Origin of the sequence: Mycolicibacterium gadium, assembly GCF_010728925.1 — a bacterium.
Taxonomy (GTDB): Bacteria; Actinomycetota; Actinomycetes; order Mycobacteriales; family Mycobacteriaceae; genus Mycobacterium; species Mycobacterium gadium.
The window spans coordinates 4,936,436-4,958,763 of the sequence record NZ_AP022608.1 but is presented as its reverse complement, the minus strand read 5'-3'; the positions used below and the strand labels follow the sequence as shown (position 1 = coordinate 4,958,763).

The following is a 22,328-nucleotide window of genomic DNA, read 5'->3' as shown; positions in this document are numbered from 1 at the left end:
TGGCTAGTCCTCTCGTTCGACGTGCACTTCTGGGTCATCGTCACCCTGCGGATACGCCGGAATCGACAGGGTGAACGTCGATCCCGTTCCTGGTTGACTCCACAGCCGGATGGTTCCGTTGTGGTTGGCGGCGACGTGCTTCACGATCGCCAATCCGAGTCCCGTGCCGCCGGTGGCCCGGGAACGCGCCTTGTCGACGCGGAAGAACCGTTCGAACACCCGCTCCTGATCCGCGCGGGCGATGCCGAAGCCGCGGTCGGTGACGGCGATTTCGATGTTGTCGCCGCGGCGGCGCCTGCTGATCGACACCGCAGAACCGTTAGGCGAGTAGGCAATTGCGTTGGACACCAGGTTCGCGATGGCGGTGACCAACAGCGGCTGGTCGCCCAGTACCCGGAATCCGGTCGGCGCGTCGGTGGTGATCGCGATGTCGGCGTTGTCGGCGGCCACCTTGTACCGCGACAGCGCCTCGGCGACGACGGTGTCGACATCGACGGCTTCCAGGTCGGGCAGCGGTTCTGCGCCCTGCAGCCGCGACAGCTCGATCAGTTCGCCCACCATATTGCCCAGCCGGTTCGCCTCGACCAACATCTTGTCGGCGAACCGGCGCACCGTTTCGGGGTCATCGGCCGACGCCAGCACCGCCTCTGCGAGCACCCCCATCGCACCGACGGGGGTCTTGAGTTCGTGGCTGACGTTGGCGACGAAATCACGGCGGGTCGCCTCCATCCGCGCATGCTCGGACTGGTCGTCGACGTAGACGACGGCGAAGCGGCGATCCTGCTCGGTCAGCAGGCGGACGTGCCCACGGACCGACAATCCCGATCGGCCCGGATGGGCACGCTTGCGTGGCGACAGGTCGACCTCACCGTCCTCACCGGTGGTCAGGGTGCGTTCGGCCGCCAGCCATGCCCGTTCGTCGAGCAGCCGGTCACGCACCAGACCCAGCTCACGGGCCCGGTCGTTGGTGTAGACCACGTCACGGTAGGTGTCGACCACGACGATCCCGACCGGCGATTGCGACACGATGTGGGCGAGCATCTGCGAAACGGTGATCCCCGACTGCGCGGTCGCGCGCCGTTGCCTGCGCTCCATCAGACGGGGCGCCAACCCCGCCCCGAGCGCCACACCGACCACCAGGGCGAGCAGTGCCACGAGCGCCGACAGCAGCAGCGCCGTTACCACACTCACGCGAAAATCGTACGCACCCGGTGAACGTCATCCCAGCAGCGTGCGGCCAAATCGGGACAAGTCACAGAAGTAATCTGGGAAATTCGAACCCTGGCTTTCCCCCGTTAACCCGCCGTTTGCCCGGCGGCACTGTTCAGCGGCCTACTTCGCGCCCTGCGCAGCAACTGCGGCCGCACCCGCCGCCGCGGCCTCGGGGTCCAGGTAGGTGCCGCCGACGACCGTCGGCTTGAGGTCGGAATCGAGGTCGTAGCGAAGAGGAATGCCGGTCGGAATGTTCAGTCCGACCACGTCTTCGTCCGACATTCCGTCCAGATACTTCACCAACGCGCGCAGCGAGTTGCCGTGGGCGGCGATGAGCACGGTCTTGCCGGCACGCAGATCGGGCACGATCGTGCCCTCGAAATAGGGCACGAATCGCTCGACGACGTCCTTGAGGCACTCGGTCAGCGGGCCACCACCGATGTCGGCGTACCGCGGATCGCGGTCCTGGCTGAATGTGCTACCCGCCTCGATCGGCGGTGGCGGGGTGTCGTAGCTGCGCCGCCACTTCATGAATTGATCGTCGCCGTACTTGTCCTTGGTCTCGGCCTTGTTGAGGCCCTGCAGGGCGCCGTAATGCCGCTCGTTGAGCCGCCAGTCGCGGTGCACTGGAATCCAGTGCCGGTCCGCGGCGTCCAGCGCCAGGTTCGCGGTGGTGATCGCCCGGCGCAATAGCGAGGTGTACAGCACGTCGGGCTGACGGTCGAGTTCCTTGATCAGCTCGCCCGCGCGCAACGCCTCGGCCCTGCCCTTGTCGGTGAGGTCGACGTCGACCCAGCCGGTGAACAAGTTCTTCGCGTTCCACTCGCTCTCACCGTGCCGCAGCAGAATCAGCGTGGAGTCTCCCATGGCGAAAGACTATCCCGAGCCGTTCGTGCCGGCTTGGCGGTCCGCCTCGTCTTCGTCGATGAGGTGAGCGAAGGCCTGCAGGTTCTTCAGTGACTCGCCACGCGACACCCGCCACTCCCACTCTTTCTGGATGGACGACCGAAAACCCAACTCCAACAGGGTGTTGAAGTCCGAGTCGACGGCTTCGAGCACTTGACCGAGCACCCGGTCGATCTCATCGGAGGTGACCGACGCCAGCGCCATCCGGCCGACGAGGTAGATGTCGCCGACGTTGTCCAGCGTGTAGGCGACGCCGTAGAGACGGCGGTTGCGCTTCAGCAGAAAGCGGTAGACGCCCTCGTGGTTTTCGTCGGGTTTCCGGCAGACGAACGCTTCCACGCGCACCGAATGTTCACCGATGGACAGGATGGTGTTGGTCGTCAGCCGACGCTCGCCGGGCAGTTCGACGATGATGCCGGGCAACCCGCCGCGGGCGCCTTCATGGCGGGTGCAGGTGAGGCCGTTCTCCTTGCAGGTCTGCTCGATGATGTCCCGCACGCTGGCAGTCACGCGCGCACCCCGCGCCGGATCGTGAAGCGCCGGCCGCTGCGGCGCGCCGCAACGTCCTTGCGCTGGCGGGCGCGATAGTCGGACATCGCGCGTCCGTAGCTGGTGAGCAGCGCATCGACGGTGCGGGCCCATGAGAACGTCGCGGCATGCTCGACGGCGGCCGCACGCATCGTCTCCGGGCCCTTGTCCAACACGGCGCCGATGGCGTTCGCCCAGTCGTCCACGTCGTGGCCGTCGACCAGCGTTCCGGTGACGCCGTCGCGCACTGCGACCGGCAGCCCGCCGACGGCGGCCGCGACAACGGGCGTCCCACAGGCCTGCGCCTCGACGGCGACGAGCCCGAACGATTCCGAATAGCTCGGCACGGCGACCAGATCGGCGGCCCGGTACACGTCGACGAGTTGATCGCGCGACTGCGGCGGCAGGAATGTCACGTGTGCGGTGATACCCAGTTCTTCGGCCAATTGAATCAACGACTCGGGTGCGGCGAGCCCGCTGCCGGACGGTCCGCCGGCCACGAGCACCCGCAGTGCGCCGAACCGGCCGGTCAGCCGGGCCGCGGCGCGCAGCAGCACGTCGGGCGCCTTCAGCGGTTGGATCCGCCCGACGAAGGCCAGCACCTGCTCGTCGGCCCGCAGCCCCAGCGCGGCGCGTGCGGCGGCCCGGTCACCGGGTGTGAAGAGCTCGAGGTCGACGCCGGGGTGGACGACGTCAATGCGGGACGGATCGGCGTGATGCAGCGAAACAAGTTGGCGTGCCTCGGTTTCGGTGTTGACGATCATCCGGTCGGCCTCGTCGACCACCTGCTGCTCGCCGACCGCGCGCAGCGGCGGCTCGGGTGCGTCACCGTCGGCGAGGGCCGCATTCTTGACCGCGGCCAGGGTGTGGGCCGTATGTACGAGCGGCACGGCCCACCGATCCCGCGCCAGCCAGCCCACCTGACCGGACAACCAGTAGTGCGAGTGCACGACGTCGTAGTAGCCGGGCTCGTGGGTGGCCTCGGCCCGCAGGACGCCCGCGGTGAAGGCGCACAGCTGGGTGGGCAGGTCGTACTTGTCCAGACCCTCGAACGGGCCGGCGACGACGTTGCGGACGAGAACCCCCGGCGCGACGTGCACGACGGGCGCATCCGCCGACGACGTCGCCCTGGTGAAGATCTCCACCTCGACGCCGCGGCGGGCCATCTGCAGCGCGCTCTGCAGGACGTAGACGTTCATCCCGCCCGCGTCTCCGGTGCCGGGCTGCGCCAGCGGCGAGGTGTGCACCGACAACACGGCTACTCGTCGCGGTACCGCAAGACCGGTCAGATCCGTGGCTGGGCGCACACACACATGTCTACACCGTGGGCGGACACCGGCCCGCTACGCACTCACCTCGGGGCGCCGGTTCAGCACCCGCTTCATCGCTCCGATGGGGTCGGCGTAAAGCCCGACGAGGGACACCACGCCGGCGCCGGCCTCCTGCACCCGATTACCGAACGCCGTGACCCGGATCTGACGCGGTGGCATGACCGAGCGTTGCGTGTACGCCGCCTCGACCCATTCCATGCCCTCCGGATACTCGGTGAAGGCCTGACCGCCGACCACGAGGTCGTCGGGGTTGAGCATGTCGCGCAGCAATGCGACAGCCTGGCCCAGCACCCTGGCCCGCTCGGCGAGCAGGCCCTGCGCCCGCGCATTGCCCTGCCGGGCGGCCCGCAGCACCGCCTGCATCGTCGAGGCCGGACCGTCGCCGCTGATGATGCGGGCCTTGCGGGCGGCGATCAGCACGGCTTCGTCGCTCACGGTGGACTCCAGCTGGCCGGTGCCGCCCAGCAGCTCCGAGTCCGCGGGCAGTGCGGCGATGGTGCCCGGTCCGCTGCTCGGTGAATGCACCCGTCCGCCGATGGACAGCGCGTAGCCGACGGTCTCGCGGGCGTAGACGTAGAGGCTTGTGCCCGCGCTCTCGGACGCCGGCAGCCGACGACCCCCGAGCAGAAGTTCCGCACCGGCCATCGCGTCGACATGGGAGGCGACCGACACCGGCAGACCGAGCGCTTCGGCGAGCACCGGCCCGACGGGAGCCTCCGACCAGCCCAGCCGCGGATGATCGAGGTACCCCGTCGCACTGTCTACGACGCCACCCGCGGCCACGCCGACCCACAGAGCGCGGCGGCGGTGCCAACGGCTGAGGTAGCGGCGGGCGCTGGCGGCCAACGAGGCCAGGGCGGCGGCCTGCGGGGCGCGCGGCGTCGCCGTCTCGACGACGTCGAGCGTCCGGCCGAACAGATCGGTGGCCACGATGCTGGTGGTGCGCGCACCGATGTGGACGCCCAACGTCAGATAGGGCTCGTGATTGACCTCGACCGGAACTCGCGGCCTGCCGATGGCGCCGGAGACGGCCAGGTCGGCGCGCTCCCTCAGGACTCCCGCATCGAGCAGCGCCGTCACCTGACGGTTGACCGTCGCGATGCTGAGCCCGGTGACCTGCGCGATGACGTCACGCGCGATCGGGCCGCGCAGGCGCGCAGCGCTGAACACGGAGCCCGCGGCCGCCTCGGCTACCCGTAGCGAGGGCGCCACGACGTGGTGACGTGCAAGGAGAGCGCGCTTGGCGTGAGCGGGCGGCTTATGGAGAGTGGGAGATGCGGTGCGCACGGGAGTGTCCTTTGGTGAAGTCGGCCGGGGGGTCGGTGCCACACCCGGGGACTGTCATCAGGACAGCGGAATCAGGAGCGGCGAAGTGCGCAACAACAACAGTGCCGCGTGATGCGGGCAGCCTGACTCCTGGACACGCGACGAATTTAGCACGCCAACTAAAGTTGGGCCCATGACGACACCAGAGACCGACAGGCGGGTCGCGGTGGTGACCGGCGCCAGCGCCGGTATCGGTGCAGCGACCGCGAAAACCCTTGCCGCCCTTGGCTTTCACGTGGTTTGCGCAGCCCGGCGCGCCGAGCCGATACAAGCCCTGGCCGACGAGATCGGTGGAACCGCGATTGTGACCGACGTCACCGATCCCGACGCCGTCAACGCCCTGGCCGACAGCCTGAACAGGGTCGATGTGCTGGTGAACAACGCCGGCGGTGCGCGCGGACTCGAGCCGGTGGCAGAGGCCGACATCGAGCATTGGCGGTGGATGTGGGAGGCCAACGTTCTTGGCACCCTGCGGGTCACCCGGGCGCTGCTGCCCAAGCTGATCGACTCCGGCGACGGGCTGATCGTCACGGTCACCTCGATCGCGGCTGTCGAGATTTACGACAACGGCGGTGGCTACACCTCGGCCAAACACGCCCAGGGCGTCCTGCATCGCACGCTGCGCAGCGAGTTGCTCGGAAAGCCGGTGCGGCTCACCGAAGTTGCGCCGGGCATGGTGAAAACCGACTTTTCACTGCGCCGATTCGACGGCGACGAGGAGCGCGCCGCCAAGGTCTACGAAGGCGTCACACCGCTGGTGGCCGAGGACATCGCCGAGGTGATCGGGTTCGTCGCCAGCCGCCCGTCGCACGTCGACCTGGATCTGATCGTGGTGCGCCCGCGGGACCAGGTCAGCGGGGCGAGTGGATCTCGCTTCAACCGCCAGAGCTAAGGATTTCGGTGCCCAGACAGTCGCTCAGCGATCGTTAGCGCACCGAAATCGCAGCGACCTAGCCGCCGGGGCGGCCTGCGCCGGCGGGCTGCGGTGCACCCGACGGCGTGGCCGGAGCGGTGCTGGGCATCCCCGCGGGTGAAGCCTGGTCCGACAGCGCGGACATTGACGTCCACTCGTCCCACGAGACCGCCCAGTCCCAGATGTCGCCGTCGGCGTAGGACAGCTGGATTCGCGTCCCGGTGACCTCGACCGGATCGCCGTAGATCGCACTGTTGAAGTACTGCTGTGCGTCGGACTCGGACAGGTTGATACAGCCGTTGGTGACGTTCGAGTTGCCCTGCGAACCGAGGCTGGCCGGGTTGGCATGGATGAACTCGCCGTTGTTCGAGATCCGAACGGCGAACCGCTCGCGGACGTTGGCGTATCCGGCTGCGGGGTTGGTCATATAGAAGTCTTCGTACTTCTCGGTGACGACGTGCACGCCGCTGCGCGTCACGTTGCGATCCAGGTCGCCCTCGCCGTAGCTGCACGGGAAGTCCATGATGACCGCTCCGCCGGCGTCGAGCACCTGGATGCGGTGCGACGACGCCTCGGCCTTGACCACCTGACGGCGGCCGATCTCGAACGTCAGCGTCGAATCCGCCGCCCCGAACGCACCGTCGCCGAACGGAACCCCGTAGAGCTTTGCGCCGACGTGGACCTTCGTGCCCGCCGGGTAGTAATCCTTGGTACGCCAGTGCATGCGCGAGCCGCCGACCTCGTCGGGCAGCCATGCCCAGCTGCCCTCGACGGCCGGTTCGGTGGTGACCTTGACCGCCTTCTCGACGGACGCCTTGTCGCTGATCGACGCGTCGAACTGGATGATGATCGGCGCCGCGACGCCGACGACTTGACCGTCGGCGAGCTGGAACCGGCCGCTGACCTGAGAGCTGGGGTTGACGGTGGTGAAGCTGCCTGCGACGGGTTGCGCGTTGCCGTCACGGCCGACCACCGAGCCACTCCACGTGTACTCGACGCCGTAGCCGAGCGGTTCGGTGATGTCGAAGGCGGTGCGATCGCGGTTGAGCGCACCCGCGACGGCCTTGCCGTCGGGATTCGTCAGCGCGACCCGCTGGAACCAGCCGTCACGGACCTCGATCCCGATGGGCGCGGTCGGCACCACGTCAGCGGTGGCGTCGGCGGGTTGGAATTTCAGCGACGGCGCGGGCGGCGCAACCGCCTCGCCGGCTGACGGCAGGGACCCCTTGGAGCAGGCCGCCAGAGCGCCCGGCGCAATGACGCCGACCGCCAGCGCCGTCAAGGCGCGTCGCCTGGATATCGCCGGCATCAAGTGCTCGGCATCGGCTGGGCTCACGTGGACCCAGGGTACCTAGAGAGCGGCGCCGATCAGAATTGGTTCGGGTGTGAGTTCGATCCCGAATGTCGTTCTGACACCGTCGCGTACCGTCCTGGCCAGCGCAATCACATCAGATGACGTCGCTGTGCCCCGATTGGTCACAGCCAGCGCATGCTTGGTCGACAGCCGCGCGACAGCGTCGTTGCCCGGAAAGCCCTTGGCGAAGCCCGCACGCTCGACAAGCCATCCCGCGGCCAGCTTGACGCCGTCGGGGGCCGGATAGTTGGGCACGACTCCGTCGACGCTGCCCCTGAGCCGCTCGAAGACTTCTTGGTCGACGACGGGGTTGGTGAAGAACGAGCCGACGCTCCAGGTGTCGTGATCGGCCTCGTCGAGCACCATGCCCTTGCCGGCCCGCAACGCCAGCACCGCGTCCCGCACACGGGCGGCGTCGATCCGCGAATTCGGTTCTGCACCAAGGGTATTGGCGAGCTCACCGTAACGTATCGGTACGCTGAGCCCGTCGGGCCGCAATTCGAACTCCACCTCGAGCACGATCGAGGCGCCGGAATGCTTGAGGACGCTGGTGCGGTAGCCGAACTGCAGCGTCGACGGTGCGACCCAGGAGTCCTCCCCCGTACGGCGGTCGAGCAGCCGCACCCGACTGATCGTGTCGGCGACCTCGGCACCGTATGCGCCGACGTTCTGAACAGGCGTGGCACCGGCGGAACCGGGGATACCGGACAGGCATTCCAGCCCGCCCAGCCCGTGTGCAAGCGACGTCACGACGACGTCGTCCCACGCCGCTCCGGCCTCTGCGCGCACGACGTTGCCCTCGACGGTGATCTCGGTGTTGGCGAGCAGGACGACGGTGAGGTCGGTGAGGTCGTCGGCCAGCACGACGTTGGATCCGCCCGCGAGCACGAGGGCATCGCTGTCGGGGCCGAGCGCGCGCGTCACGTCGACGACCTTCTGGGTGGTGTCGCAGGTGATCAGCCGTTGCGCAACGGGTCCCACGCGCAGGGTGGTCAGCGGCGCCAACGGCACCGCCTCGGAGACGGACGCGCCGCCGATGAGCGAGGTGACCACGGGCGGTAACGGTAGCGTGGCCAGCTATGCCGCGTTCATTCGACATGGCCACCGAGTACGAGGGCTCGGTCGAACAGGTCCACCGCGCATTCCGTGAAGAGCGGTACTGGATGGCCAGGTTGACGGAGTCCGGTGCGGACGGCTACTCGCTGGACAGGCTGATCCTCGGCGACGACGGCGGTGCCGACATCGTGACCACGCAGAAGATCCTCGCCAGCCGGTTGCCGGGTGTGGTTCAGCAGTTCCATCGCGGGGACCTGACGGTGATTCGCGAAGAGGTGTGGTCGCCGATCCTCGACGGTCAGGCGGCCGCGGCCGTCAAACTCAGAATTCACGATGCACCGGCAAAGCTGAGTGGCAGCGCGACCCTGGTCCCGGCGAATCCCGGCACCGGCTCGCGGCTGGACTTCAGCGCCACCGTCGAGGTGAACATTCCGCTCGTCGGCGGCAAGATCGAGAACTTCATCGGCAGTCAACTCGTCGACCTTCTCATCCACGAGCAGCGCTTCACCACGGTGTGGATCGCCGAGAACACGTAGGTGGCGCCTGCGGCGTGGTGCGGGGCTCGAGGCACCCACCGGCTTAAGCTTGAATTCATGGCTGCCCCGATCGGACAGCTCACGCGCGGCACCACCGGCTATAACCGGCTACGGCGCAGCGATCGCTGGCTGGTGCATTCGCGACGGGTGCGCGCCGCACTGCTGTCCGCGTCCGACCCGTTGGTCATCGACCTCGGCTACGGTGCGCTGCCGGTGACGACTCTCGAACTGGCCGAGCGATTGCGGATGGTGCGCAACGACGTTCGGGTCATCGGCCTCGAAATCCACCCCGAGCGAGTCGCGTCGGCACGAGCCGCCGTCGGCGACACCGTTGAATTCGCCCTCGGCGGTTTCGAATTGGCGGGCCGGCGCCCCGCCCTGGTGCGCGCATTCAACGTGCTGCGTCAATATCCCGTCGACGCGGTGGCCGAGGCGTGGTCGACCATGCAAGCCCAGTTGGCCCCCGGCGGTCTGATCGTCGACGGCACGTGCGATGAACTCGGCAGACTCTGCTGTTGGGTGCTGCTCGACGCCGACGGTCCGCTGAGCCTCACGCTGGCCTGCGATCCGTTCGCCATCGAGCGCCCGTCCGACCTCGCCGTCCGGCTGCCCAAGGTGCTGATCCATCACAACGTCGACGGTCAGCCGATCCATGCTTTGTTCGCGGCGGCCGATCGCGCGTGGGCCAGCGCCGCGGGCCACGGTGTCTTCGGCCCGAGGGTGCGCTGGCGGGCAATGCTGGATCTTCTGCGCAACAGCGGCTTCCAGGTCGACCCGCCGCGACGACGGATGCGCGACGGCGTGCTCACGGTGCCGTGGCAGGCCGTGGCGCCCAACCCCCTCCCCTGAACGTCCTACGCTGGTGACCATGCGCGTGGCCCTGGCACAGATCCGCAGCGGCACCGACCCCGCGGCCAACCTCGCCCTGGTCGAGGACTACACCCGACGCGCAGCCGACGCCGGTGCGCGGCTGGTGTTGTTCCCGGAGGCGACGATGTGCCGGTTCGGCGCTTCGCTGGCCTCGATCGCCGAACCGCTCGACGGCCCATGGGCGACGGGAGTGCGGCAGATCGCCGAGCGCGCAGGCATCGTCGTCGTCGCCGGCATGTTCGTTCCCGCCGACTCACTGGATGGGCGGACGCGGGTGACCAACACCCTGATCGCGACGGGACCGGGAGTCGACGCCCACTACGACAAGATCCATCTGTACGACGCGTTCGGGTTCACCGAGTCGAATACCGTGGCGCCGGGCCGCGAGCCCGTGGTGATCACTGTCGACGGGATCACCGTCGGCCTGACGCTCTGCTACGACGTCCGCTTCCCCGAGCTGTACATCGAATTGGCCCGCCGCGGAGCACAACTCATCACGGTCCACGCATCGTGGGGCACCGGTGCCGGCAAGCTCGACCAGTGGACGCTACTGGCCCGCGCCCGCGCGATCGACACGACGGGTTTCGTCGCCGCAGTCGATCAGGCCTATCCGGGCGACGAAATCGCGGCACTGGGACCCACCGGGGTGGGCGGCAGCGTCGTCGCGTCTCCGGTGGGCGAGGTGGTCGCATCGGCGGGCGACGATCCGGCTCTGCTCGTCACCGATATCGACCTCGATGCGGCCCGGAAGGTCCGCGAAACCATCGCGGTGATGCACAACCGCACGGACCACCTGTGACGTAAGGCAGAATCGCGGAGATGACAGACCCTTGGGACCGCCGCAACCAGCCGCAGGGACCGCCCCAATACCCGCAGGGCCGCCAGGACTACCCGCAACACCCGCCCCAGGGGCCGCCGCCGGGTTACTCCGCGCCGCCACCCCAGGGGCCCGGACCGCAGACGTCGGCGCCGCAGCAGGAGGAGCCCACCCCCGCGAAGCGGTCGAAGGGCTTCCTTCGCGACCCGCTGTCCATCGTTCTGACGCTGGTCATCGTCGTCGCAGTGGTCGCAGCAGCGCTGATCGGCGTCGAGCTGTACGCCCGCAATGAAGGCGAGACCAGGGTCGCCTCCGCCGTCGAATGTCTTGTCGAGGACAAGGCCGAGGTGTCCTTCGCCTTCATGCCGCCCTTCCTGATGCAGCACATGTCCAGGCACTACTCGAGCCTGCACATTGAAACCGCCGGCAATCAGATCGGCAGTTTGCAGGGCATGAAAGCCGACGTGACCGTCGACAACGTCAACCTGAATGAAGACGCCGGCTCCGGTGGCGGCGGCACGATCGGGTCGCTCGTCGCGAAGATCGACTGGACATCGGCCGGCATGTCACAGTCCATTCAGGACGCCATTCCGCTTGTCGGATCGTTGATCTCCGGCGTCACGACCAACCCGTCCGATGGCACGGTCGAGTTGGAGGCGGCGCTCGGCAGCATCGTCACCAAGCCGACCGTCAAGAACGGCGCTCTCACGCTGGAGGTGACGGAGCTGACCGGACTCGGTTTCACGTTGCCGCGGGAGACGATTCAGCCCGCACTCGACACGCTCACCGCCCAGTTGGAGCGGGAGTTGCCGATGGACATCAAGGCCGACTCGGTGAAGGTGACGGACGCGGGCGTCGAGACCCAGTTCTCGACCCGGAACGCGACGATTCCCAGGAGCGAGCAAGACTCCTGCTTCTCGAACATCTGACGGTCAGTCCTTCTGCTCTGTCCACCGAAAACTGTTGACGTACTTGCCCATGTCCATGGCAAGTTGCAGATTGGCCGCGGATGGGTGGCCTGGTCCGTCGTCCCGGGTGAACTCGCGGTACGGTCCGATCGCGGCGGCAGCCAACGCGTAGTCGTTCTTGACCGCGACCATGACGAGGAGCCGCAGCCGGGTATACGAACCGCGGGTGTCCTGCGGATACTCGTCGTAGACGACGCCGTAGCCGGGCTCGTAGCCGACCATGGCGTTCGGGATCTGGTAGTCGACGGTCGCGTTCGGAAAGTGCTCGGCAACAAGGCTTTCCGTAATCTCTTTCGCTGTCCATCCCTCGGCGGGCTGCCCGAACAATTCCATGGTGCCGGTGTCGCCGCCGGTGAATTTCAATTCGACGCCGTCGGGCTGCAGGGTTGCCACGTAAGCGGTTCCCGGCCCGGGGTACTGCACCGAGAACTCGCCGTCCTCGGAGACGTAGCGCGGATACGATTCGATCGGTTCGTAGATCGGCGGACGTCCGCAATCGGGCGGGCATTGGTAGGCGACCACCGGGGGCGTCAACGCCACTGCGGCGGCGATGCCCGCAGCCGCGGCGACGGTTGTGCCGATGGCCAGCGCCGTCATCAGGCGGGCATGGCCCGGACGACGCACCGGCGCGGTCTCGACATCGGCTGCGGTGCGTCGAACATCGCGCGACGACCGCGATGCCGCGTGCGTGGCGACCCCGCAATTGGGGCAGAACGGCGTCTCGGGTTCGACGCGGTGACAGTGAAAGCAGCGCAGATACCCGCTGTGGGCCTCCGGGTCCTTGGTCATCAGAACGAACTGAACGCCGAGCCTGAGCGCGATCACGGCGAACAGCGCGATGAAAAGGTAGAGCAGCAACTCCACGAAAATCGGAATCGTCTCGAGATCCATCAGGCCGAACAGGGCGTACACGCCGAGGATCACCAGCACGCTGATCGCGATGAGGGTCCGACGACCGAACCACATTGCCATCCCGAACAACCCGCCGAGCATCGCCGCCGTCAACGGAACGGCGATGAGCTGGATCCCGGCCTGCACGACCAAGGTGTCGACCGCTCGGTCGCTCGCTCTGATGCCCGTCTCGAACTGAGGACCGAGCAATGTCAGCGTCGCCGCCGAGGTGAAACTGATCGATCCGAGTGCCCCGATGACGTAGCCGTCCAACGACTCCCGCGGTCCCCGTCGGATCAGCCGGATCACCACCGTCGGAATCAGCATCAGCAGGGCGTAAAACACCGGTCTCACGATCACGAGCACCTTGTCCAACAGCGTCTGTGAGGTGTAGTCGCTTCCCAGCGTCAAGACGTAGTCGTCTGGGACGAACGCGTTGACGGCGAAGGCGCAACCGCTACCCAGGACGATTCCCATCGCGGCGGTCAGCGTCAACAAGCCGCGCGGCAGGTCGTCGTCGACGTCGGACTCGCGCAGAAACAGCACGAACAGGATCAGCAGCCCGAGGGCGCCCACCGTGATCAGCGGTGCCTGCCACCGCAGCAACGCGAAACCGATCACCCCGAGGAGCGGCACCGCCAGCCCCACCCGAAAGACAATGTGCGACCGCTGCGACAGCTGAGGAAAAAGCGAGGTGACGAAGTACGGCAGCAGCGTGTGTTCGTTCGGGGCGACCGCGTACGCGCCGAGGCGCAGACGCCCCTGTCCGCCGGCCTGATTCGCGCCGCAACGGCCGCAGAAACCCGCGTCGGGTACTTCGGTTTCGCACGCCCGACAGACCATGGTGGACGAGCCACCTGGGCTGCTCACCGAGGCGCCACCCCCTTCTGGAGTCCGAGGATATTGCGGGCGAGGTTGTCGATGTTCGGGCTACCCAATCCGGTCACCAGGTCGTAGCCGGGGTTCGAGTAGTAGACCGCGTTCCCGCCGCGGCCCACGTTACGGAATCCCGGTAGATAAGAACCGGCGGCCACGCGGTACAGCAGCGGGTTCGCGTTCCCGATCTGATGGCCGCCGTGCTCGACGAGGTACTGGTTCATCAGCGCGGTCATCGCGGCCCAGATCGGCGCCGACTGCGACGTGCCGCCGCCGAGCACCTCGGTCTGCTTGTAGATGAACCTGACCCCGGTGAAGGGATCCCCGACCGCCGCGACATCGGGCACGAGGCGGCGACGCTGGGTGTCCTGCTCGATGCGCAACTGGCGCTGCCATTGCGGGCGCTCGAACAGCACCGACACACCCCCGGTCGAGCCTTGCGACAGCGGTGAATCCACCCATGGGCGTTCGCCCACCCACTCGCCGCGAGGGCTCGTCGACAACGTCGTGCCGCCGACCGTCGTCATCGCCGGTATCGACGAGACCGCGTCCACGCCGATGTCATCGGGACCCGGTGGGGCCGACCATGCGTCGCTCGCTTTGCACTCGAGGCCTGCGTTGTCGCCGCTCGCGTCGAACGCGGTGGTGCCACGACGCTGCGCCCTTTCGAGCGCCGCCGCCACCGGCGCCAGATCCGCCGCGGTCACCAGCTTGTCGCAACCCCATCCGATGGACAGGCTCCACACCGCTCCGGGGAACTGGCGGTCGGCCTCTTCGAACATCTTGCCGATCTTCTCGAAGGCGCCGTCGCCCTGGACCGTGGGCCGAGCGTTGACCACGACGAGCCGGGCATCCGGCGCGATCGCATGTGCCACTTGAAGATCCATCGCCGTTTCGCCGTGCTGTTCCTCGGGTTTGCCGCCGACGACCACCGGGGTGAAGCGGGGTAGGTCGGAGGTGTCGGCGAAGAGGTCCAAGTCCTCCTGGTCGGCGCTGTCGAACGCGAAGAACACGATCGTCTGGCCTTTACCGGTGATGCCCTGCGCTGCCAGCGGGTCGGCGTTGTACACCTGCAGCAGGCCGTCGGGGGTTAGCCCACCCCACCGCACATCAAGGGGCAGGAACCCGGGGCGCTTCATGTTGTGCGGGGTGTAGCTGTTGATCCGGCCCACCCCCGCCACCACGCCACGCAGTGGTGATGGTATCGACGGTTGTTGAGTGGACGCGTAGAACACCTGGCCCTTGCGGCCGCGGTAGTCATGGATGGGTACGTCGAATGCCCGTGCCAACTGAGCGGCTGGACCCTCGACAATGGCCCAGCCGTCACCGGGGCGGGTACGTACCCAAAGGCCTCGATCACCGGCCCATCGGGTAAGTGTCTGCGCCTGCGACGGGTCTGCGAGCGTGACAGTCAGTTGAGTGTCAGCAGAACGCGACGGGCCGAGGTCGGCCGAACTCGCCAGCAGTGCTGCGTAGGGACCCGTGATCAGGTCGGGAGATTGCCGCGCGCAAGCGGCGCTGAAGCTGGTGGCGGTCAGCGCCGCTGCGGCGACGAGTGCCGAGAGCCTGGCCTGAACCCGGAGTCGCCGTTTAGCGATGGCGGCCAGGCGTGGCCTCCGGTGCCGGCGGCGCAACGACGGTCGGCGAGAACGGGTTCGGTCCGCCCGGCTCGAGCCGGGGGGCCTTCTCGGTCGGCTCGACCGGCGCGGCGGATGTCGGGGACGTGGTGGTTGTGGTCGTCGTCGTGGTCTCGGGCGCCTCTTCCTCTTCCTGGGCGCACGATGCGGTGAAGAAGCCCATTGCGGCGATAGCCCCAATGCCCGCAACTGCTGAAACTCGACGAAGCAAACGATTGTCGGTCGTCATCTTTCCATCCTATCGGATTATCACCTGCGGAATAGGTGAGCTTGATCTAGATCTTCGCACACTTTCGGCACACTCGTCGTTCGAACTCAGCAAATATTAGTTGTTTGCGTCAATAACGCGGTCCGCCCCCTTCAAGCCGTCCAGCACCGACCGGGTCCCAGACAGTCCCAGCCGGGTCGCGCCGGCGTCGAGCATCGACACCGCATCGGCCGTCGTACGTATACCGCCACTGGCCTTGACCTGCACGCTAGGGCCGACAGCCTCGCGCATGAGCGCCACCGCGCGCACCGATGCGCCCCCCGCCGGATGGAACCCGGTGGAGGTCTTCACGAAGTCGGTGCCGGCATCCGCGGCGGTCCTGCACGCCGACACCAGCGCATCCTCTCCGGCGATGCTGAGCAACGCCGCCGACTCCACGATCACCTTCAGGATGACGTCGCCACCGATCGCCGACCGGACCGCGGCGACGTCGGCCCCTACGGCGGTGAAGTCGCCGGACACCGCGGCGCCGATGTCGATCACCATGTCGATCTCAGCGGCCCCATCGGATACCGCAACGCGCGCCTCCTCGGCCTTGATTGCCGAAAGATGCTTGCCCGAAGGGAATCCGACGACCGCAGCGATGGGCTTGGCTCCCGCGCCCGCTCGCTCTGCGATGGCGACCATCGAAGGTGACACACAGATCGCGTACACCCCGAGTTCCGTCGCTTCCTCGACCAGTCGCGCAACGTCGTGTTCGGTGGCTTCGGGTTTGAGCAGAGTGTGGTCGATCAGCGCAGCCACGTCATCGCGGCAGTAGTCGCGCACTAAAACGGTTCCTCGGTCCCGCCGGGATTACAGCCCGTCGCGATCAACGTGCCGTCATCGACCTCGGGCCGCCACGGCTCGAGATTCCAACTGGTCTTCCCGGGGCGGCCGAGTTCGGCCAACTCCCAGTGGCAAACGAACTGTTCGTACATTCCGGGCATCGCAGCGTCGGGCGACAGGGCCAGCACCTCCTGCCATGCGGCGGCCTCGGTGTCGACGGTCGCGACCAGCGACGCCTGCCGCCCCGCCGCGGTTGGATAGACCCGCAGACTCGAGAGGTCACCGAACTTCGCCCATTCGACGTGGTCGACGTAGGGCGGCGTTGGCGCCTGATCGGCCGCGGCGGGGGGCGCGAAGGTGAGGGGTACGAGAACCGTCGCGACCGCCGCCGCGACGAAGCGCCGGTTAACGGGACTTCCCTTGAATTTCCAGGATCTTCGGCCGCACGTCGACGAGGTAGATACCGGTCGCGACAGCAGCGATTGCAATCGCGAAAACGGAGACTCCGGCGAGGCTCGTGAGCAGGGCGAAGGCGCCTGCACCGCCGATGATCAGAAGCCAGACAGGCTTGGTGAGCTTGCCCGCGGCGGTGTACGCGTCGGGCCGCTGCATGGCGGCGTGCACGAAGGCATACAGGGTGAAGGCCAGTACGACGACCGCCAACAGTAAGAGGACGTAACCCGCCAAGTTTTGGAGCTGCACGCTCCAAGCGTATGCGGGCTACGTCCCCTGGTCGACTCTTGGTCGCCCAGCTGGGCGACCAGGTGCCGAAATGCTACTTCTGCGTGACCTTCTTGGCCGGAGCCTTCTTGGCCGGAGCCTTCTTGGCGGCGGCCTTCTTGGCGGGGGCCTTGGCCGGCACCTTCTTGGCGGCACTCTTCGCGGGCGCCGCGCCCTTCTGGGCCTTCTTCGGCAGCTCGACACCGACCAGCTTGGCGGCGCGCTCGCCGACCGCACGGGTCTGGGTGGCGACGTTGCCCAACGCTTCCTGGGTCAGCTCGACGGCCTGGTCCGAGTAGCGCTCGACGCGACCGGCGGCCTCTTCGAGAGCCGGCTGGCTGCGCAGCCGCTCGAGGGCGGCTTCGCCGCGCTCGACCAGCTTGTTGTAGGAGGTCTGCGCGGCCTCGGCGTAGGTCTCGGCGAACTTGCGCAGCTCCTCGGAGCTCAGGCGCTCACGCAGATCGCCGACCTGCGAGGGCAGCTCTTCCTGCAGCTTGGTAACCCGGGCGCGAGTCTCTTCCACGCGGGTCCCGGCGTCGGTGCGCGCATCTTCGGCACGCTCGCGCAGGGCCGCGACGATCTCGTTGACGCGCTCGAGGGCCAGATCGGCAGCGCCGACTGCGGCAAGCAGCGGGGCCTTCAGGTCGTCAGCGGTCGGCTGGTTCTTGTTCTTGGCCGGGGTGTTCTTAGCCATGTCGGTGTTTCCTTTCACTTTCTGGAGATTTGATGTTCAAACTTCAAACGGACGGTTCGGTTGGACTAAATCCGGTGCGAATTTCTATTCAGTCGTCTGCTCCTCGTCGGTCTGAACGCGCGCGGCTTCAATCTGCAGGTCCCCGTTCTGGTGGCCCTCGTCGTGCTGGGCCTCGTTCTGCTGGACGAAGGACGTGTAGATCTCGAGCAGCACCTGCTTCTGCCGCTCGGTGATCGCCGAGTCGGTGATGATGACATCGCGGACTTCGTTGTTCTCGCTGGGCTCCAGGATTCCCGCCCTTATGTAGAGAACTTCCGCGGACACCCGCAGCGCCTTAGCGATCTGGTTGAGCACATCGGCGGAGGGTTTCCGCAATCCCCGCTCGATCTGACTGAGGTAGGGATTACTGACGCCGGCCTTCTCAGCCAACTGCCGTACCGATACCTGGGCGGCCTCGCGCTGCGTGCGAATGAAGGTGCCGATGTCCTGTGCAGCGTTGGACACCACTGCGGCGATCTTTTCATCCTGCGGCATGCGTGACCCCCTTCGAACATCGGGTAACCGATAACGACACGTCTAACGGTACGACGGGGTGCTAACTTTTGCAAGCACTAGTTAGCGCAGGTCAGAAGAGTAGCTGGGCTATCGAATAGATGACCAGACCGGCAAGCGAACCCACCACGGTGCCGTTGATGCGGATGAACTGCAGGTCACGACCCACATGCAATTCGATGCGACGACTGGCTTCGTCCGCGTCCCAGCGCTCGATGGTCTCGGTGATGATCGCTGTGATCTCCACCCCATATTCCGACACCAGGTGCTGAGCCGCCCTGATGATCCAGCGGTCGACCTTGTCGCGGAGGTCGGCATCGTCGCGAAGCGCTTCACCGATGTGCACGACCGAGTCGGTGATGCGGGTCCGCAGCGCCGACGACGGGTCGTCGACCGATTCGAGGATGATCCGCTTGGCAGCACTCCATGCCGTCTCCGCCGCCCGCGCGACCTCATCGCGGGCCATCAGTTGTTCCTTGACGTTCTCGGCGCGCTGAATGGTGGCCGCGTCGTGCTGGAGGTCGTCGGCGAACTCGAAAAGGAAGCGAGTCGCCGAGCGCCGCAGTTCGTGGTCGGGATTTCGGCGCACCTTGTCGGTGAAGTCCATGAGCTCGCGGTGGATGCGATCGCCGACGAGGTGGTCCACCCAGCGTGGCGACCAGGTGGGTGAGTCGCGTTCGATGACGCGCTCGATGATCTCGCCGGCGTTGAGCGACCACTGGAAGGCCCGGTCGGCCAGCAGCTGGATCAATGCCTCCTGCCTGCCCTCGGCCAGCAGGGTGGCCAGGACGCGGCCGATCGGCGGGCCCCACGTCGGCTCGGCGATGCGCTTGATGATCATGCGATCCAACACATGCTGGACGTCCTCGTCGCGCAGCATCTCCACCAGAACCCGCAGCACCGTTGAAGTTTCGGCCGCTACCCGCTGAGCGTGCACCGGCTCGGAGAGCCACTTGCCAAGGCGTCCGGCTACCTCCGCGTCGCGCAGTTTGGCCTCCACGACCTCGGGTGACAGGAAGTTCTCCCGAACGAACGTCCCCAGCCCCTCGCCGAGTTGGTCCTTCTTGCGCTTGATGATCGCGGTGTGCGGGATCGGGATTCCCAGCGGATGCTTGAACAGCGCGGTGACAGCGAACCAGTCGGCCAGCGCGCCGATCATGCCCGCTTCGGCCGCCGCGCGGACATACCCGACCCACGGCGCCGCCCCCCGGGACTGAGCCCAGGTGCATACGAGAAAGATCACCGTGGCGCCGAGGAGAAACGACAGCGCGACGATCTTCATCCGCCGCAGGCCACGTTGGCGCTCGGCATCGGCGCCACTGTCGACACCCGCCAGCGACTCGGCGAAGCTACGCGGAGCCGGATTGCCGGCGCTCGGTCTGTGTGCCACACCTACATCATCCGCTACCCGCGGAGTGGCGGTTCCAGCCGACAACGCTCGAACTCAAGATCGCCCGTACTATCAAGGGGAACTAGGGAACGGGATTACGGCGATCGTGGCAGAACAAATCTCGTCCGTCGCGATCAAGACCGATGGACGCAAGAGGCGCTGGCACCAGCACAAGGTGGAACGGCGCAATGAGTTGGTCGACGGCACCCTGGAGGCGATTCGCCGCCGCGGCAGCAACGTCAGCATGGACGAGATCGCAGCCGAGATCGGTGTGTCCAAGACGGTGCTCTACCGCTACTTCGTCGACAAGAACGACCTGACGACCGCCGTGATGATGCGGTTCGCGCAGACCACACTGATCCCGAATATGGCTGCGGCTCTCTCATCCAACCTGGATGGATACGAACTGACGCGCAGAATCATCGGGGTCTACGTTGAAACCGTCGCCGCCGAGCCGGAGCCGTACCAATTCGTGATGGCGAACAACTCGGCCTCCAAGAGCCAAGCCGTCGCGCGCTCGGAGCAGATCATCGCTCGCATGCTCGCGGTGATGCTGCGTCGGCGGATGGCCGAGGCGGGGATGGACACCGGAGGCGTCGAGCCATGGGCCTATCACACCGTTGGCGGCGTGCAGCTGGCCACGCACTCGTGGATGTCGAACCCACGCATGACTTCCGACGAGCTGATCGACTACCTCACGATGCTGTCGTGGAGCGCGCTGTGCGGCATCGTCGAGGTCGGCGGATCGCTGGAGAGATTCAGACAGGACCCTCATCCTTCGCCGGTTTTGCCCCGCCAACTGCTTGACTGAGCTGATGAGCGAGTCACACCTCCCGTCGTTGTGGACCCACGAGCCGCATAACCATCTCGAGTTCCATCACGGTGACAAGGTTGCTGACATCGACACCGGTGCGACACCGGGCTTTCGGGGTAAGAAGGCCGACGCCCCGGCACTGCAGGCCGAACGCAACGAACGATTCGCCGAGCTGCAGGAGATGCTGTACGCCAACAGCCGCTCCGGGGACACACGCTCGATTCTGCTGGTGCTACAGGGCATGGATACCGCGGGTAAGGGCGGAATCGTCAAACATGTTGTGGGGGGCGGTAACCCGCAGGGCATCCAGTACACCAGCTTCGGCAAGCCGACCGAGGAAGAGCTGGCGCACCACTATCTGTGGCGTATTCGCAATGCCCTGCCGACCGCCGGCCACATCGGGGTCTTCGACCGCAGCCACTACGAGGACGTGTTGGTCGTCCGGGTGCACAACCTCGTCGCGCCCGATGTGTGGGGGGCGCGCTATGACGAGATCAACGCCTTCGAGAAGGCGCTCGTCGATGGCGGTATGACGCTGATCAAGGTGGCGATGTTCCTCTCGCTCGACGAACAGAAGGCGCGACTGGCCGAGCGGTTGGAGCGTCCGGACAAGTACTGGAAGTACAACCCCGCCGATGTCGACGAGCGGCTCAAGTGGCCGCTGTACCAGGAGGCGTACCAGGCGCTGCTGGACAAGACGTCGACCGATTACGCACCATGGCACGTGATTCCGTGCGACCGAAAGTGGTACAGCAGGCTGGCGATCACCGAGCTGTTGATCGAGGCGCTCGAGTCGATGAAGTTATCTTGGCCCCCAGCCGATTTCGATGTCGAGGCGGAGAAGAAGCGACTCGCCGAGGCTTGATCTCCTGCGTCGAGAGCACGCTTGTTTACCACCCTTCTCGGCCGTCGCGTATAACAAGTGTGCGCTCGCGCAGTGACTTATCTGCTGCGACTAGGGTCCGACCGCCGAGCGCAGAGCAGTCAGTACGTGTAGAAACCCCGACCTGACTTCTTACCCAGCTGTCCCGCCTCGACCATGCGCAGGAGCAGCGGCGGCGGAGCGTAATTCGCGTCCTTGTACTCGTCGTACATCGAGTCGGCGATGAGCTTCATGGTGTCGAGCCCGATCAGATCCGACAGCCGCAGCGGGCCCATCGGATGTGACAGCCCGGCGACCACGGCGGTATCGATGTCCTCGACGGTCGCGACCCCTGCCTCCGCCATCCTGATGGCTGCCAACAGATACGGCACCAGCAGCGCATTGACGATGAAGCCCGACCGATCCCCGCACCGCACCACCTTCTTACCCAGCACCTCGCTCGCGAACTGCTCGGTGCGCGCGGCGGCTTCGGGCGACGTGACAAGCGTGCTGACGAGCTCGACCAGCGGCAGCACCGGCACCGGGTTGAAGAAGTGCAGACCCAGCACCCGGCTCGGATTCTGCGTTGCCGCAGCAATTTTCATGATCGGGATGCTCGACGTGTTCGACGCGAGTACCGTATCCGGATCGGTGATCACCCTGTCGAGCTCGGCGAAGATCTTGCCCTTGACCGCCTCGTCCTCCACGACCGCCTCGATGACCAACTGACGGTCGGCCAGGTCGGCCAGGTCGGTGGTGAACTTCAGGCGGGCCAGCGCCGCGTCGCGATCGTCCTCGCTGAGCTTGCCCTTTGCGGCTGCGCGTTCCAGCGACTGGGTGAGTCTCTGGTTTCCCGCCGTCACCAATTCGTCGGTCGGCTCGAAGACGAGCACATCCGCGCCTGCCTTGGCCGACACCTCGGCGATTCCCGAACCCATCTGCCCGGCGCCGATGACGCCGACCCGTTCAATGCTCATTGCGGCTCACTTCTATTTCTCCTCACCACAGCGTCAGGCCCCGCCCAGGGTTTCGGGGCGGG

General features: G+C 66.6%; 24 protein-coding genes. 7 read left to right on the top strand and 17 right to left on the bottom strand.

The genetic code is table 11. The features are described from left to right. Positions 1-3: 3 nt before the first annotated feature. The 5 genes from G6N36_RS24470 to G6N36_RS24450 form a co-directional block, all read right to left on the bottom strand. A complete protein-coding gene (locus G6N36_RS24470) occupies positions 4-1,191 on the bottom strand; it encodes a sensor histidine kinase (protein ID WP_163689350.1) in 1,188 nt (395 codons plus the stop codon). A gap of 141 nt (positions 1,192-1,332) precedes the next feature. After that, on the bottom strand, positions 1,333-2,079 hold the full coding sequence (locus tag G6N36_RS24465; RefSeq protein WP_163689349.1) for a phosphoglyceromutase: 747 nt from the start codon (positions 2,077-2,079) through the stop codon (positions 1,333-1,335). A 9-nt stretch (positions 2,080-2,088) separates the two neighbouring features. Further along, positions 2,089-2,628: a type III secretion system chaperone family protein gene (locus tag G6N36_RS24460; RefSeq protein ID WP_163689348.1), complete on the bottom strand. Its 540-nt coding sequence runs from the start codon at positions 2,626-2,628 to the stop codon at positions 2,089-2,091. Beyond that, positions 2,625-3,953 (bottom strand): D-inositol-3-phosphate glycosyltransferase, encoded by a 1,329-nt coding sequence (mshA, locus tag G6N36_RS24455; protein ID WP_163689347.1) that lies wholly within the window; start codon positions 3,951-3,953, stop codon positions 2,625-2,627. Before mshA ends, G6N36_RS24460 begins: the two co-directional genes overlap by 4 nt. A 36-nt stretch (positions 3,954-3,989) precedes the next feature. Next, positions 3,990-5,264 carry an ROK family protein gene (locus tag G6N36_RS24450; protein ID WP_163689346.1) on the bottom strand — a complete coding sequence of 425 codons (1,275 nt, stop codon included), beginning with the start codon at positions 5,262-5,264 and terminating at the stop codon, positions 3,990-3,992. Positions 5,265-5,436: 172 nt separating this feature from the next. Here G6N36_RS24450 and G6N36_RS24445 point away from each other — a divergent pair, with 172 nt between their 5' ends. Further along, complete coding sequence (locus G6N36_RS24445) at positions 5,437-6,195, top strand: SDR family oxidoreductase (RefSeq protein WP_163689345.1); 759 nt, start codon at positions 5,437-5,439, stop codon at positions 6,193-6,195. A gap of 58 nt (positions 6,196-6,253) precedes the next feature. Here the strand turns inward: G6N36_RS24445 and G6N36_RS24440 are convergent, their stop codons facing one another. Together G6N36_RS24440 and G6N36_RS24435 are read right to left on the bottom strand one after the other, a co-directional pair. Further along, entirely contained in the window at positions 6,254-7,552 is a 1,299-nt protein-coding gene (locus G6N36_RS24440) for a L,D-transpeptidase (RefSeq protein ID WP_308205921.1), read from the bottom strand. Positions 7,553-7,567: 15 nt separating this feature from the next. Next, a complete protein-coding gene (locus tag G6N36_RS24435) occupies positions 7,568-8,623 on the bottom strand; it encodes a UDP-N-acetylmuramate dehydrogenase (protein ID WP_163689344.1) in 1,056 nt (351 codons plus the stop codon). A gap of 26 nt (positions 8,624-8,649) precedes the next feature. Between G6N36_RS24435 and G6N36_RS24430 the strand changes: the two genes are divergently transcribed. From G6N36_RS24430 to G6N36_RS24415, 4 genes are read left to right on the top strand one after another with little or no spacing between them, the layout of a single operon-like run. After that, complete coding sequence (locus tag G6N36_RS24430) at positions 8,650-9,162, top strand: DUF2505 domain-containing protein (RefSeq protein WP_163689343.1); 513 nt, start codon at positions 8,650-8,652, stop codon at positions 9,160-9,162. Between the two features lie 57 nt (positions 9,163-9,219). Then, positions 9,220-10,011 carry a class I SAM-dependent methyltransferase gene (locus G6N36_RS24425; protein WP_163689342.1) on the top strand — a complete coding sequence of 264 codons (792 nt, stop codon included), beginning with the start codon at positions 9,220-9,222 and terminating at the stop codon, positions 10,009-10,011. Positions 10,012-10,030: 19 nt separating this feature from the next. Then, positions 10,031-10,831, top strand: a complete 801-nt coding sequence (locus tag G6N36_RS24420; protein ID WP_163689341.1) for a carbon-nitrogen hydrolase family protein — start codon at positions 10,031-10,033, stop codon at positions 10,829-10,831. 20 nt (positions 10,832-10,851) lie between these two features. Further along, a complete protein-coding gene (locus tag G6N36_RS24415) occupies positions 10,852-11,778 on the top strand; it encodes an LmeA family phospholipid-binding protein (RefSeq protein ID WP_163689340.1) in 927 nt (308 codons plus the stop codon). 3 nt (positions 11,779-11,781) lie between these two features. On the opposite strand, the gene G6N36_RS24410 is transcribed toward G6N36_RS24415, so the two are convergent. The 9 genes from G6N36_RS24410 to G6N36_RS24370 all read right to left on the bottom strand — a co-directional run bounded on the left by G6N36_RS24410 (position 11,782) and on the right by G6N36_RS24370 (position 19,613). Then, the gene (locus G6N36_RS24410; protein ID WP_235690157.1) at positions 11,782-13,578 is read right to left on the bottom strand and encodes an NOB1 family endonuclease; all 1,797 of its coding nucleotides are present in this window, start codon (positions 13,576-13,578) and stop codon (positions 11,782-11,784) included. Beyond that, positions 13,575-15,182 (bottom strand): S53 family peptidase, encoded by a 1,608-nt coding sequence (locus G6N36_RS24405; protein ID WP_163690873.1) that lies wholly within the window; start codon positions 15,180-15,182, stop codon positions 13,575-13,577. Before G6N36_RS24405 ends, G6N36_RS24410 begins: the two co-directional genes overlap by 4 nt. Further along, positions 15,175-15,450, bottom strand: coding sequence for a hypothetical protein (locus tag G6N36_RS24400; protein WP_163689339.1), 276 nt, complete (start codon positions 15,448-15,450; stop codon positions 15,175-15,177). Before G6N36_RS24400 ends, G6N36_RS24405 begins: the two co-directional genes overlap by 8 nt. A 96-nt stretch (positions 15,451-15,546) precedes the next feature. After that, complete coding sequence (gene deoC / locus G6N36_RS24395) at positions 15,547-16,257, bottom strand: deoxyribose-phosphate aldolase (protein ID WP_163689338.1); 711 nt, start codon at positions 16,255-16,257, stop codon at positions 15,547-15,549. Continuing rightward, a complete protein-coding gene (locus G6N36_RS24390) occupies positions 16,257-16,745 on the bottom strand; it encodes a DUF2599 domain-containing protein (RefSeq protein WP_235690156.1) in 489 nt (162 codons plus the stop codon). Before G6N36_RS24390 ends, deoC begins: the two co-directional genes overlap by 1 nt. Beyond that, positions 16,663-16,959: a DUF2516 family protein gene (locus G6N36_RS24385; protein WP_083124174.1), complete on the bottom strand. Its 297-nt coding sequence runs from the start codon at positions 16,957-16,959 to the stop codon at positions 16,663-16,665. Before G6N36_RS24385 ends, G6N36_RS24390 begins: the two co-directional genes overlap by 83 nt. Before the next feature lie 73 nt (positions 16,960-17,032). After that, entirely contained in the window at positions 17,033-17,671 is a 639-nt protein-coding gene (locus G6N36_RS24380) for a heparin-binding hemagglutinin (RefSeq protein ID WP_163689337.1), read from the bottom strand. 84 nt (positions 17,672-17,755) lie between these two features. After that, positions 17,756-18,205, bottom strand: a complete 450-nt coding sequence (locus G6N36_RS24375) for a helix-turn-helix domain-containing protein (RefSeq protein ID WP_163689336.1) — start codon at positions 18,203-18,205, stop codon at positions 17,756-17,758. Between the two features lie 91 nt (positions 18,206-18,296). Continuing rightward, positions 18,297-19,613 carry a DUF445 domain-containing protein gene (locus tag G6N36_RS24370; RefSeq protein WP_163689335.1) on the bottom strand — a complete coding sequence of 439 codons (1,317 nt, stop codon included), beginning with the start codon at positions 19,611-19,613 and terminating at the stop codon, positions 18,297-18,299. A 106-nt stretch (positions 19,614-19,719) separates the two neighbouring features. Here G6N36_RS24370 and G6N36_RS24365 point away from each other — a divergent pair, with 106 nt between their 5' ends. Further along, on the top strand, positions 19,720-20,424 hold the full coding sequence (locus G6N36_RS24365; protein WP_163689334.1) for a TetR/AcrR family transcriptional regulator: 705 nt from the start codon (positions 19,720-19,722) through the stop codon (positions 20,422-20,424). Positions 20,425-20,428: 4 nt separating this feature from the next. Then, on the top strand, positions 20,429-21,292 hold the full coding sequence (locus tag G6N36_RS24360) for a polyphosphate kinase 2 family protein (protein WP_163689333.1): 864 nt from the start codon (positions 20,429-20,431) through the stop codon (positions 21,290-21,292). A gap of 119 nt (positions 21,293-21,411) precedes the next feature. Here G6N36_RS24360 and G6N36_RS24355 read toward each other — a convergent pair whose 3' ends face one another. After that, on the bottom strand, positions 21,412-22,266 hold the full coding sequence (locus G6N36_RS24355) for a 3-hydroxybutyryl-CoA dehydrogenase (RefSeq protein WP_163689332.1): 855 nt from the start codon (positions 22,264-22,266) through the stop codon (positions 21,412-21,414). Between the last annotated feature and the right edge of the window lie 62 nt (positions 22,267-22,328).

Bases quoted from the DNA above. Each gene is read 5' to 3' on its own strand.
- G6N36_RS24465 (WP_163689349.1), bottom strand. From the start codon at position 2,079: ATGGGAGACTCCACGCTGATTCTGCTGCGGCACGGTGAGAGCGAGTGG.
- G6N36_RS24445 (WP_163689345.1), top strand. From the start codon at position 5,437: ATGACGACACCAGAGACCGACAGGCGGGTCGCGGTGGTGACCGGCGCC.
- G6N36_RS24430 (WP_163689343.1), top strand. From the start codon at position 8,650: ATGCCGCGTTCATTCGACATGGCCACCGAGTACGAGGGCTCGGTCGAA.
- G6N36_RS24425 (WP_163689342.1), top strand. From the start codon at position 9,220: ATGGCTGCCCCGATCGGACAGCTCACGCGCGGCACCACCGGCTATAAC.
- G6N36_RS24420 (WP_163689341.1), top strand. From the start codon at position 10,031: ATGCGCGTGGCCCTGGCACAGATCCGCAGCGGCACCGACCCCGCGGCC.
- G6N36_RS24415 (WP_163689340.1), top strand. From the start codon at position 10,852: ATGACAGACCCTTGGGACCGCCGCAACCAGCCGCAGGGACCGCCCCAA.
- G6N36_RS24400 (WP_163689339.1), bottom strand. From the start codon at position 15,450: ATGACGACCGACAATCGTTTGCTTCGTCGAGTTTCAGCAGTTGCGGGC.
- G6N36_RS24380 (WP_163689337.1), bottom strand. From the start codon at position 17,671: ATGGCTAAGAACACCCCGGCCAAGAACAAGAACCAGCCGACCGCTGAC.
- G6N36_RS24375 (WP_163689336.1), bottom strand. From the start codon at position 18,205: ATGCCGCAGGATGAAAAGATCGCCGCAGTGGTGTCCAACGCTGCACAG.
- G6N36_RS24360 (WP_163689333.1), top strand. From the start codon at position 20,429: ATGAGCGAGTCACACCTCCCGTCGTTGTGGACCCACGAGCCGCATAAC.
- G6N36_RS24355 (WP_163689332.1), bottom strand. From the start codon at position 22,266: ATGAGCATTGAACGGGTCGGCGTCATCGGCGCCGGGCAGATGGGTTCG.